The sequence below is a fragment of the Marinilactibacillus piezotolerans genome (genome assembly GCF_900114235.1).
In the GTDB taxonomy this organism is placed as follows: domain Bacteria; phylum Bacillota; class Bacilli; order Lactobacillales; family Carnobacteriaceae_A; genus Marinilactibacillus; species Marinilactibacillus piezotolerans.
The window spans coordinates 67,878-79,586 of sequence record NZ_FOSJ01000004.1; the positions used below are offsets into that span (position 1 = coordinate 67,878).

Consider the following 11,709-nt stretch of genomic DNA (forward strand, 5'->3'; position numbering starts at 1 on the left):
GTTCGCAACTTGTTTATATAGAGGGTATAGAATTTGTCGAATTGAATTAGTGGCACATTCTTTTCATCTTAGTTATAATTGAAGTTAAGCAGCAACAGGAAAGAAAATAACTATACTTGAATTTATTCAATAGTATCACGTTCTAAGGAGTGTCGAATCGTGACGGATGAAATAATGCAGGAAAATGTAGAACAACCAAAAAGACTCTTGGTTGTAGATGATGAAAATCGAATACGTAGATTGCTTAAAATGTACCTTGAAAAAGCTCATTATGAAATTGATGAAGCTGAAAATGGTGAAATAGCTTTAAAACTAGCATTAGAAAATGATTATGACTTGATTCTTTTAGACCTTATGATGCCTGAAATGGATGGAATAGAAGTAGCTGAGGAATTGCGCAAAGAGAAAGAAACACCGATTATGATGCTGACAGCTAAAGGTGAAGAACTAAACCGTATCCAAGGGTTTGAAGTAGGCGCTGATGATTATATCGTTAAGCCATTCAGTCCTCGTGAAATCGTTTTGAGAGTTTCTGCAATCTTAAAAAGAAGTCAGGCTAGCGGAGGAAACCCAAGCAAAGCAGCAAGTGTATCTGATACACTCACACTGCCACATCTAGAAATTGATAACGATTCTAGAAGAGTCACAGCTGATGGGAAAACAGTGAATCTTACTCCAAAAGAGTATGATTTACTTCATTATTTAATGTCTTCTCCTGATCAGATTTTCGGTAGGGAACAGTTGCTTAGAGAAGTCTGGAAGTATGAATTCTTCGGAGATTTACGTACAGTAGATACACATGTGAAAAGGTTGCGTGAAAAATTAAAAAAGGAATCAAAGACTGCAGCTAAAATGATAGAAACTGTATGGGGGCTTGGTTATAAATTGAATTCTTACCCACATGAGGAAGAGGAGTAGGTCTAGAGTATGAAGCTAAATATCGTTGCGATTAGAATTTGGCTGACTACTTCTGGACTGATTCTTTTATCCCTAGTTGCCACTTCTTTGTTCTACACTCACTTTTATTCAGAAGAGATCAAAGATAATTATATAAATGATTACGAAACGTTTATTCTTAACGTAGGAGGATTATCAGAAAGTGATCCTGCATTTATTTTCAATTACCTGAAAGAAGCTAATGTTATCCATTCAAAAATAAATTTTGCTCTTCGTACAGAAGATCAGTACACTGATGATCAAGGGGAATGGGATGTAGAATTTTCTGAAAGTGTTTACCAGAAAATAATGGATAATCCCGATCTTAGAACTGATTTAAAAGCAAGTGATGAAATTCATATACGATCTGACTTGTCTCCAGGACATCAGAGTAAAATACCTTATATTTTTCATATTGAACATATTAATTTTAATGGCGAGAACTATGCGCTATATGCTTATGTAGATCTATCTTTTATTTCAAATATTGAAAAAATGGTATCGATCGCCATAATTGTACTTATATTGTTTAATATTTTTTTGAGTTATATTTATTATTTATACCTTCGCCGAAATTTATCAGAACCTATTAATGCGATGACTAATATTGCATTTGATTATGCACGAGATGATTTTAGTCATCAATTACCAGTATCAGGCCGGGATGATTTATCAGAACTTGCTATGGCGATGAATAAGATGGGGCACTCGTTGGAAACGAATCGAACTGTAGTAAGACAAGAAAAGGAATTGCTCTCTCATATTATGACAAGTATAGATACAGGAATTCTTTACTATGATTCTGACCAGACATTAATTTTATCAAACCCTGCTGGAGATCTGTTTCTGACACATTATCAAGTAGAAAAAGGGAATTTTTCTGAAAAAGATAACTATGTAGATATTGAGAACAACTTGAAAGAAGCGGTGGAAACTAAGAAATATTCTCAATTTCATATCGAGATGGTCGAGTTTTATTATGAAGTAACCATTATGCCCTTGATCGAAGAGGACACCCTGGATATACGAGGTATATTAGTTTCTACTAAAGATTTGACTCATGAGCATAGATTAGACAAAATGAGAGTTGACTTTATCAGTAACATTTCTCATGAATTGCGTACACCACTTGTAATGGTTCAAGGATATAGCGAAGCTATCATAGATGATATAGCAGAAACAATCGATGAGAAAAAAGAAATGGCTCAGATTATTAGCGATGAGTCACAGCGAATGAATAGAATGGTTAATGAAATGCTGGATCTATCAAGAATGGAAGCCGGGTTTATTGAGATTGAGAAAGATCCAATCAATTTGAATCATTATCTAAATACATTAATTGCTCGATTTAAAAAAATGGCCTCAGAAGTAAGTGTGAATTTGGAACTTGACCTTCCAGAAGATGATATTGTACTGCCGATCGATAAGGATAAAATGGATCAGGTTTTTGTCAATTTAATTAATAATGCTATTAGACATACTGGCATGACTGAAAAAGAATCTAAAAAAGTTACTCTAAGTCTTTTTGAAGACAGTAATTTAGAGGAGATTATCATGCAAGTTAGAGATACCGGCACAGGCATTCCCAAAGAAGATATTCCTTACATTTTTGACCGCTTCTTTAAAGCAGATAAATCCCGTAAAAATTATTCGGACAATGCTTCTGGAACAGGAATTGGTTTATCAGTGGTTCAAAGTATTGTAGAAGCACATGGTGGACGATTAAGCGTTGAATCTAATTTAGGCAGTGGGTCTACTTTCATTATCCATTTACCGATTGATCAAGAAGAAAATCTTGATCAACTAAATAATGACTAGAACTTGACATTTATTAAATATTTTGTATAATAGTATTGTACTACTTGATAGTATAAAAATATGATTCATCTTCAGGGGCAGGGCGTAAATCCCGACCGGTGGTAAAGTCCACGAGCGAAATTTTTATTTTGCTGAACTGGTGTGATTCCAGTACCGACAGTATAGTCTGGTATAAAGAAGATGGAGCTTTTTGACTGATTAAACATGTCTATTTAGCTCTGTTCATTTTCCTGAAGTGGAATTGAACAGAGCTTTTGTATTTCTAGAGTACAAAACAGGTTCAATCTCATTTCATGACAAAGAACGATGAATAGACAAAGAATCAATAAGTTCATTCCCAGAGTGATGAATCCTTCTAGGAGGATTTTCAATGTCAAATATCAAAACACATAAAACTGTAGGGATTGCTATATTAGCTTCACTAGCATGGATTATTTCTATGTTTGCATTTCCTATACTCCCTGCTTCATCATTTTTAAAAATAGATTTCAGTGATTTACCTATCCTTTTTGGTATGTATGTGTATGGTCCAGCAGGTGGTGTCATTATTGCGTTTATCCGCTCTTTATTATCTTTTGTTCAAAAAGGCGGAGAAGCGGGACTACCAATTGGTGATACAGCGCAATTCGTTGCCTCACTTTCGTTTACTCTTCCGATTTATTTAATTATTACTAAATTCGGATTGAAGTTGAAAGAAAAAATTGTTGCATCAACATTGGGTACTATTACATTAAGTATTGTGATGGCACTATTGAACTGGTTTTTCTTAGTACCGGCCTACATGGCTGTAATGGGATTTGAGGTAGGACCTTTATCTGAGTATCTACTTTTAGCAATTGTTCCATTCAATTTAATAAAAGGCACGATTGTTTCCGTCATCTTTTTTGTAGCTTTCCAAAAACTATATCCATGGTTGGAAAAATCCAGAAAAAGATTATATAAAAATCACTCAAGGACTGCTGTTTTAAATAATGATAAATTAATTTAATTTTACTATTTTGACAAGGGACGATCATTAGGGTCGTCCTTTTTTTATTGAAAAAAAACTAATGAACCTGTATTCTAATGGAGTGAAAGGAGTAGCTAATGAATTCAAATCATGAATATATCACTTATTTTATTTTATCTTTGTTTAATAAAGATTCTCCTTTAAGTTCAGCGCAATTGATTCATATTTTTCATGGAAGAAGAACCCCTTCAATGTTATTTAAAGTTGAGAGAGAAAAATTATATACTCCGTTTGGTTTATTCAAGACATTAACTAAAGACAAACTTGATCAGTACCTTAATGAGCTTATTAAATTGAAATGGCTTGATATAAATGAAAATAATGGCTATATTTTATCAGATAACGGATCATTAGCGCTTGAAAAGTACTTTTCAGATAAGGATTATCCTGCTAAAATTGCATCATTAGAGAACGCAACGATTCGTACGCCTTTTTTTTATCAATTCCAATTAGTATCTCAAATTTTTTCTGAAGCGATCTATAGTAATAAACAATATAGGCCTACTATAAAAGATCCTATTCATCAGACAGCTGTAAAAGAATGGCTGGCAACTTTAGATGAATCTTTACATAATCTAAGTAAATGCTGGTCAAATGAATTAAGTTTAGTGTTAGAAAACCTTACTGAGGAAGAGGCATTGATTCTAGTATGGAAATTAACTGGTCATGAACTAGTTGGAAAAACTAATCGACAATTAGCTGAAAGTCTTTCTTTAGATACGGTTGAATTATATATTCTATTAAACCAAGCTATTGAGCAGTTAATAGATTTAATAGAAAAATCAGAGTACACACTGTTAAAATCATTTTTACATCAGACTAAAAAGAATTATTATTATGGTTTATCAAGAAGTACTTATTTAACAGCAAGTTACATTAGAAAGGGGAATAATCTTGCAGATATTGCCCTTAAACGAAATTTAAAACTAAGTACTATTCAGGAACATATTTTAGAAATTGCTCTGGTAAAACAATCTTTTAATTTCAGGCCATTTATTCCAGAAAAAATCTATATACAACTTCATCAATCTTTTGAAACAAATCCTTATTTTAGTTTTCAGAAAGCAAAACAAGAAAATAGTAATATACAATTCATGTGGTACCGTCTAGTGGAGATTGAGAGGATTAGAAATGAATCTATCAGTAATTGAACAAACTCTAAATGAAAAATTCGGTTTCAAAGAATTTAGACCAGGTCAAATAGAAGCGATAGAGGCTGCACTCCAGAAGTTTGATACGCTGGTTATGCTGCCAACAGGAAGTGGAAAATCAATTTGTTATCAACTGCCTGGCTATCTAAAAGAGGGATTAGTATTAATTGTCTCTCCTTTATTATCTTTGATGCAAGATCAGGTCGAAAGGCTTAAAAAGTCTGGCGAACGACAAGTGGCAGCGTTAAATAGTTTATCTTCAAGTAACGAAAAGAAAAGAATTTTTAATAATTTAAATAAGTTAAAATTTCTTTTTATTTCTCCAGAAATGATCCAGTATGATTTTGTAATTAATAGATTAATAAAGGTGAAAATAGCACTTTTTGTTGTTGACGAAGCACATTGTATATCCCAATGGGGAATGGATTTCCGACCGGATTATCTTAAAATAGGAGAAGTGAAAGAAAAGTTGAATAATCCAGTAACAATGGCTCTGACTGCTACTGCAACTAATAGAGTGAGAGATGAAATCAAAGATTCTTTGAAAATGGATGAAGAGCAAACAAAAGAAGTTATCTATTCTGTTAATAGAGATGCGATAAAGTTAAAAGTAGAAATATGTGAAGGGAATAAAAAAGAAAAATTAAAAGAATTTGTAAGGAATTTACAAAAACCAGGTATTATTTATTTTTCAAGCAAAAAATTGGCAGATGAACTTGCTCAAGAGTTAAGAAGTGAACTTGGACTGTCAGTTGAAAGTTATCATTCAGATATACTTACAGACGACAAAATTAAAATACAACAGCAATTCATTGAGAATTCTGTACAGATTATTTGTGCTACAAGTGCATTTGGGATGGGCATTGATAAATCAGATGTTCGATTTATTATTCACTATCATGTCCCATCAAATCCGGAAATGTACCTTCAGGAAATAGGTAGGTGTAGTAGAGATGGTAAAGATGGGATCGCAATTTTACTTTTTGAATATGGAGATCAATTTATTCAAAAGAGACTCCAAGAAGATGCTTTACCAGATAAATCGCTGCTTAGTTACGTATACAAAAACTATCATAAGATAAAATCTAATCAAGAAGATCCAAGAGTGCAAATTGCTCAATATTATCAGAAATCTGGAATTCCACTTAGCATTGCTGTGAGGCAGGTTGAAATAAGAGAACGATTGAAAAGTGAACAATTAGACTTCATGATGCAATATATTAAGCATAAAGGATGTAAAAGAAATTTTATATTAAAATACTTTGATGAAGTCATAGATGTTAAGCCAGATAAATGTTGCAGCTCTTGTAATCCAAGTTTAGAAGAGTGTTTTTATAAATATGAAGAGGGTTCAATAGTAAGGAATAAGGTGGACATGAATTGGAGAAAGAGACTAAAAGAATTGTACAAAATAGACGATGAATCTATTAAAACCAGAAAAATATGATACAATAATAATGATAGAATTTAAGGAGGAAGTACGATGAGTAAGAAAGATCGCGAGTCGATGGAGGAACTGTGGTCAAAACGTTTTGATGAAGAGGTTGACTATGATGAAGAACAAACCATGTCTCGAAAAGCTAAAAGAGAACGTGAGAAAAGTATCTCTCCAATATTGACTGTAACGGTTATCTTTTTAGTTTTAGTTATTGTCGTAACACTGGGTACATATGCTTGGTATAGTAATCGTGAAGCTAATTATAATGCCCCTGAAGCACCTACTGTTGAAGAAACAACTGAAAATACAGATACTGATGAGAATGTGGAAGAAGAAGAATCAGTTGAAGAAGAACCAGTTGACGAACCTGAAAATACGGAAGAAACATCAGATGATACCACTGAGAAAGAACAATCTGAACCAAAACAGCAGACAGAGGAAACAGAAACTGTTACCGAAACTGATCAACCTTCAGATTCTGCTTCATCTGACAGCAATAGCAGTTCAAATAATGCTAATGAATCTTCAAGTACAGATACTAATAACAATTCAGCTTCTAGTGAAGCGAGCCAGACTCCTGCACCTAGTACTGAAACTTATGTAGTAAAAGCCGGTGATAATATGTACCGAATTGCATTGAATCATGGTATGACTACAGAAGAATTAATGCAGCTGAATGGTCTGAGTGATGAATCAGTATATATAGGCCAAGAGTTGGTCGTACAATAATTTATGGGTCATAATTAATTTATGAAAGTGTGAAATGATTGGAAGATAAACAATTGACAGTTGCGATAGATGGTCCAGCATCATCGGGTAAAAGTACTGTAGCAAAAAGAATCGCGGATCAGCTAAACTTGATTTATGTAGATAGTGGAGCAATGTACCGGACAATCACTTATGTTGTGATAAAAGAGCGTATTGACCTTACAGATCAGAAGGCAATTGTAAATGCGTTGAATAGCGTTTCAATTGAATTTGAAAGAACTGTAGAGGGGCAATCAGTTTTTTGCAATAAAATAGACGTAACAGATAAGATTAGGCAAAATGATGTAACAAACGCGGTATCTATTGTAGCAGCTCATCCGTTGGTACGGGAAGTATTAGTAGAAAGGCAACGTAAAATCGCTTTGAAACAAAATGTTATAATGGATGGTCGAGATATTGGTACAGTAGTCTTACCCGATGCTAGCGTAAAAATCTTTTTAGTTGCGAGTGTGGATGAAAGAGCTGAGCGAAGACATAAAGAAAACAAACAAAAAGGTATTGAGTCTGACTTAACAAAATTAAAACAAGAAATCACCGATAGAGATTATAAAGATTCGACACGAAAAGTATCTCCATTAAAAAAAGCTGACGATGCAATTGAAATAGATACAACAGCATTATCGATTGATGAAGTCGTTAAAAAAATTAAAGAAATTATTTTTGAAAAGTATCCAAACTTGCGTAAATAGTGAGCTTGAAATGTTTTAGTGGAAAAATAATCTGATTTTATGTACAATTAGATGAGTAGAAATATTGGCATTGGGAGGCACATATAAGATGACAGACAAAGAAAATATGAACGAAGAAGTAGAAAACAATACAACAGAACAGGAAGCTCAAGAAGTAGCAGAAAACCAAGTAGTGGTTAATACTCCTGCTAATACAGATCCTGAAGATGTAAAGGCTGAAAACGAAAATGCGCAAGTTCAGCCTGCAATAGATTCTGACTCTGATGCGGAATCTATGTCAGACGTATTAAGAGATGTCGTAGATATCGCTCCAGGAGATTTAGTTCAAGGTGAGGTTCTTGTAATCGACAATGACAAACAAGTTATTGTAGGTTTAGGAGGCGGACAAGAGGGTATTATTCCTCCACGTGAATTATCTACTGAACGATTTGATCATCCATCTGAAATTGTTAAAGTTGGAGACGTTATTGATGTAGTAGTATTACGTGATGTTAAAGATAAAGAACAGGGTAGCTTTGTACTTTCTAAAAAACGCGTTGATCAGAGAAAAGTATGGGAAGATCTTCAAAAAATCTTTGATAACGGAGAAACGATTGATGCACCTGTTACACGAGTTGTAAAAGGCGGATTAACAGTAGATGCTGGCGTTAGAGGATTCGTTCCTGCTTCTCAGATGGACGTTCAGTATATCAGTGATCTGAATCAGTTTGAAGGTAACACTTATACTTTTAAAATACTTGAAATTGATCCCAATGAGCGTCAGTTGATTCTTTCAAGAAAAGTTCTGCTTGAAGCAGAACAGTCAAAAGAAAGAGAAGCTGCTCTTGAATCTCTTGAAGTAGGTTCTACTGTCAAAGGAACTGTTGTTAGATTAACAAACTTTGGTGCTTTTGTTAATGTTGGTGGCGTGGATGGATTAGTTCATATCTCTGAAATATCACATGAACGTATAGGACATCCTAAAGAAAAACTTTCTACAGGTGACGAAGTCGAGGTTAAAGTGTTAAGTGTAGATAAAGAACAAGAACGTATCTCACTTTCTATCAAAGATAACTTACCTGGACCTTGGGATAACCTGGAAGAAGAGATTCATGTAGGGTCTGTAGTAAAAGGGAAAGTTAAACGTGTTACAGACTTTGGTGCGTTTGTAGAAGTGAAACCTGGAGTAGAAGGGTTAGTACACATCTCTGAAATGGCACACAAACATGTAGAAACACCACATGAAGTTGTTGCTAAAGATGAAGAAATTGATGTTAAAGTTCTAAGTGTCAGCCCAGCAGAAGAAAGAATATCTCTAAGTATCAAAGCTTTAGAAGATGCTCCAGAACCTCAACCAAAAGAAACATCTAAAAAATCTGCACCTAAAGCAGAAATTAAACAACCTTCACTTAGAGACGAAGACGAAGATGGTTCTTTCACGTTAGGTGATCAAATTGGTGATCAGTTATCTAGTTTTATGAACAATGATGACGAAGAATAAAGAGATACACTTATCTTTAATGGATTAAAATGAGAGCACCCAAACTTTTAATTGCGGGATTCCGTTTTTAGAAGGTTGGGTGTATGTTTTTGAAAATCTAGATTTAAATATTTGAAAAATAAGAAAGAAGGTGAACGTACATGACTAAACCAGTAGTAGCAATTGTAGGTCGTCCCAATGTTGGGAAATCGACTATTTTCAATCGAATTGTAGGTGAGAGAATTTCCATTGTAGAAGACGTTTCAGGAGTAACACGTGACAGAATTTATGCTGAAGCAGAATGGTTAGGAAAAGAATTCTCACTTATCGATACGGGTGGAATAACAATGGAAGATGAACCATTGAATCAGCAGATCAGAAATCAAGCCCAGATCGCTATTGATGAAGCAGATGTAATTATTATGCTTACTAGTATACGTGAGGGTGTTACGGATGCTGATGAAGTAGTAGCTCCTATGCTATATCGCTCTGGCAAGCCTGTCGTGCTTGCTGTTAATAAAGCAGATAATCCAGAATCAAGAGCATATAGCTATGAATTTTATTCACTAGGTCTAGGAGATCCTTATCCGATATCTGGATCCCATGGGTTAGGTCTAGGGGATTTATTAGACGCAGTAATCGCTAATTTTCCAGCTGATTTAGAAGTTGACTATGATGAAGATACCATTCGATTTAGTGTAATTGGTAGACCAAACGTAGGAAAATCTAGTATTGTAAATGCTATCGTTGGAGAAGACCGTGTGATTGTTTCAGATATCGAAGGAACAACACGTGAAGCTGTAGATACACGTTTTGTTACCGATGATGGACGAGAGTTTGCAATCATAGATACAGCCGGGATCAGGAAAAAGGGTAAAGTATATGAAAATACTGAAAAATACAGTGTTTTGAGAGCTTTAAGAGCAATTGAAAGATCCAATGTTGTCTTATGTGTTATCAATGCAGAAGAAGGCATAAGAGAGCAAGATAAGAAAGTATTTGGTTACGCTCATGAAGCGGGCAAAGGGATTATCATTGTTGTTAATAAATGGGATACTATTGAAAAAGAAACGAATACTTTGAGAGATTTTGAACTTGAAGTAAGAGAAGAATTTAGATATTTAAGTTATGCTCCGATTGTATTTGTATCTGCAACTACAAAAAAACGTTTAGATAAATTACCAGATATTATAGAACAAGTGCATAATAACCAAAATATTCGTATTCAATCTTCTATTTTAAATGATGTAGTGATGGATGCAGTAGCCACAAACCCTACACCAACAGATAAGGGTAAAAGGCTTAAGATATTTTATACCACTCAAGTTAGTGTCAGTCCTCCAACCTTTATAATTTTCGTAAATGATCCAGAGTTATTACATTTTTCTTATAAAAGATTTTTGGAGAACCGATTTAGATCAACCTTTAATTTTGAAGGAACGCCTATCCATATTATTGCTAGAAGACGCACGTAGGACTCGATAGAAGCGTTTTAACAAGTTTTCATCTGTTATGCTGTTTTGTAGATAAATTAACAAAGAATCGATATTAAAGCAAATAGGACATTTTCTTATAAGTCAAGTCAAAAACCCTTGTTTTTGAAAAATAAAATAAACATTCTTTTTAACAAAATCATTGCAGTATCAACGTTTCTATGGTATCTTTTTAATTGAAATGTCGTAAGAAGACTATTTCACCCAATGCATTCATTTAATGAAAAAGGGATGTTTTGAAAGATCGTAAGTTACTCAAAAATAACTTGCATTGATCTTCTTATGAGGAGGTGAAAATGTACGATGGCTAATAAAGCAGAATTAATCGAAAAAGTATCAACAGCAACTGACCTTTCTAAAAAGGATGCAACTGCTGCAGTTGAAGCAGTTTTCGAAACAATTAAAGATTCACTAGCTAACGGAGAAAAAGTTCAAGTAATTGGCTTTGGTAACTTTGAAGTTCGTGATCGCGCTGCACGTAAAGGACGTAATCCTCAAACTGGGGAAGAAATCCAAATCCCTGCAAGCAAAGTACCTGCATTCAAAGCGGGTAAAGCACTTAAAGATGCAGTGAAATAGTACGTAGAAAAGTATATACTTTTTAGAGTCGCTGTTCCTTAAATGGAACAGGGCTCTTTTATTTTGGTTCTATAATAAATGACGTTGGTGAGAAATCACTGGCGTCTTTTTTTGTCTCAGAAAATAGAAAACAAGTGAGTTCTCCTGTAGAATAATAGTCGACAAAAACCAAATATCCATAGGAGGAACCCACTTGCCTACATCAAATGATATGCAAAATGTACTAGATATTCAAGACAAAAACATGATTTTCGAAGATAACTGCGTTTCTTATTGAATATTGCGGACAGATTGAGCCGCGTATGCGGAGTTTAGAGCCAGTCAGTGCGGGAAATAAATCCACTTAATGCGGAGAAGAAAAGGCCACTG

The 11,709-nt window shown here is 34.2% G+C and carries 10 protein-coding genes and 1 riboswitch; all 10 genes read left to right on the top strand.

Annotated elements, in window-relative coordinates:
- Nucleotides 1-159 precede the first annotated feature (159 nt).
- Nucleotides 160-918: a response regulator transcription factor gene (locus BM212_RS02035; protein WP_335628748.1), complete on the top strand. Its 759-nt coding sequence runs from the start codon at nt 160-162 to the stop codon at nt 916-918.
- 9 nt (nt 919-927) lie between these two features.
- Complete coding sequence (locus BM212_RS02040; RefSeq protein ID WP_091895804.1) at nt 928-2,754, top strand: sensor histidine kinase; 1,827 nt, start codon at nt 928-930, stop codon at nt 2,752-2,754.
- A 63-nt stretch (nt 2,755-2,817) separates the two neighbouring features.
- Nucleotides 2,818-2,940, top strand: a riboswitch (FMN riboswitch).
- Nucleotides 2,941-3,124: 184 nt separating this feature from the next.
- Entirely contained in the window at nt 3,125-3,742 is a 618-nt protein-coding gene (locus tag BM212_RS02045; protein WP_072694691.1) for an ECF transporter S component, read from the top strand.
- Between the two features lie 98 nt (nt 3,743-3,840).
- Nucleotides 3,841-4,914 (top strand): YpbB family protein, encoded by a 1,074-nt coding sequence (locus BM212_RS02050; RefSeq protein WP_091895807.1) that lies wholly within the window; start codon nt 3,841-3,843, stop codon nt 4,912-4,914.
- Nucleotides 4,895-6,361, top strand: a complete 1,467-nt coding sequence (locus tag BM212_RS02055) for a RecQ family ATP-dependent DNA helicase (protein ID WP_091895810.1) — start codon at nt 4,895-4,897, stop codon at nt 6,359-6,361. Before BM212_RS02050 ends, BM212_RS02055 begins: the two co-directional genes overlap by 20 nt.
- Before the next feature lie 36 nt (nt 6,362-6,397).
- On the top strand, nt 6,398-7,081 hold the full coding sequence (locus BM212_RS02060; RefSeq protein WP_091895813.1) for a LysM peptidoglycan-binding domain-containing protein: 684 nt from the start codon (nt 6,398-6,400) through the stop codon (nt 7,079-7,081).
- Nucleotides 7,082-7,119: 38 nt separating this feature from the next.
- The gene (gene cmk / locus BM212_RS02065; RefSeq protein ID WP_072694695.1) at nt 7,120-7,809 is read left to right on the top strand and encodes a (d)CMP kinase; all 690 of its coding nucleotides are present in this window, start codon (nt 7,120-7,122) and stop codon (nt 7,807-7,809) included.
- An 88-nt stretch (nt 7,810-7,897) separates the two neighbouring features.
- On the top strand, nt 7,898-9,289 hold the full coding sequence (gene rpsA, locus BM212_RS02070; RefSeq protein WP_232226867.1) for a 30S ribosomal protein S1: 1,392 nt from the start codon (nt 7,898-7,900) through the stop codon (nt 9,287-9,289).
- Nucleotides 9,290-9,429: 140 nt separating this feature from the next.
- Nucleotides 9,430-10,743, top strand: a complete 1,314-nt coding sequence (gene der, locus BM212_RS02075) for a ribosome biogenesis GTPase Der (protein ID WP_072694696.1) — start codon at nt 9,430-9,432, stop codon at nt 10,741-10,743.
- 321 nt (nt 10,744-11,064) lie between these two features.
- The gene (locus BM212_RS02080; protein ID WP_072694697.1) at nt 11,065-11,340 is read left to right on the top strand and encodes an HU family DNA-binding protein; all 276 of its coding nucleotides are present in this window, start codon (nt 11,065-11,067) and stop codon (nt 11,338-11,340) included.
- Nucleotides 11,341-11,709: the final 369 nt, after the last annotated feature.

Excerpts from the sequence above, each read along its gene's own strand:
- BM212_RS02040 (WP_091895804.1), top strand. The coding sequence starts at position 928 with ATGAAGCTAAATATCGTTGCGATTAGAATTTGGCTGACTACTTCTGGA.
- BM212_RS02045 (WP_072694691.1), top strand. The coding sequence starts at position 3,125 with ATGTCAAATATCAAAACACATAAAACTGTAGGGATTGCTATATTAGCT.
- BM212_RS02050 (WP_091895807.1), top strand. The coding sequence starts at position 3,841 with ATGAATTCAAATCATGAATATATCACTTATTTTATTTTATCTTTGTTT.
- BM212_RS02055 (WP_091895810.1), top strand. The coding sequence starts at position 4,895 with ATGAATCTATCAGTAATTGAACAAACTCTAAATGAAAAATTCGGTTTC.
- BM212_RS02060 (WP_091895813.1), top strand. The coding sequence starts at position 6,398 with ATGAGTAAGAAAGATCGCGAGTCGATGGAGGAACTGTGGTCAAAACGT.
- rpsA (WP_232226867.1), top strand. The coding sequence starts at position 7,898 with ATGACAGACAAAGAAAATATGAACGAAGAAGTAGAAAACAATACAACA.
- der (WP_072694696.1), top strand. The coding sequence starts at position 9,430 with ATGACTAAACCAGTAGTAGCAATTGTAGGTCGTCCCAATGTTGGGAAA.
- BM212_RS02080 (WP_072694697.1), top strand. The coding sequence starts at position 11,065 with ATGGCTAATAAAGCAGAATTAATCGAAAAAGTATCAACAGCAACTGAC.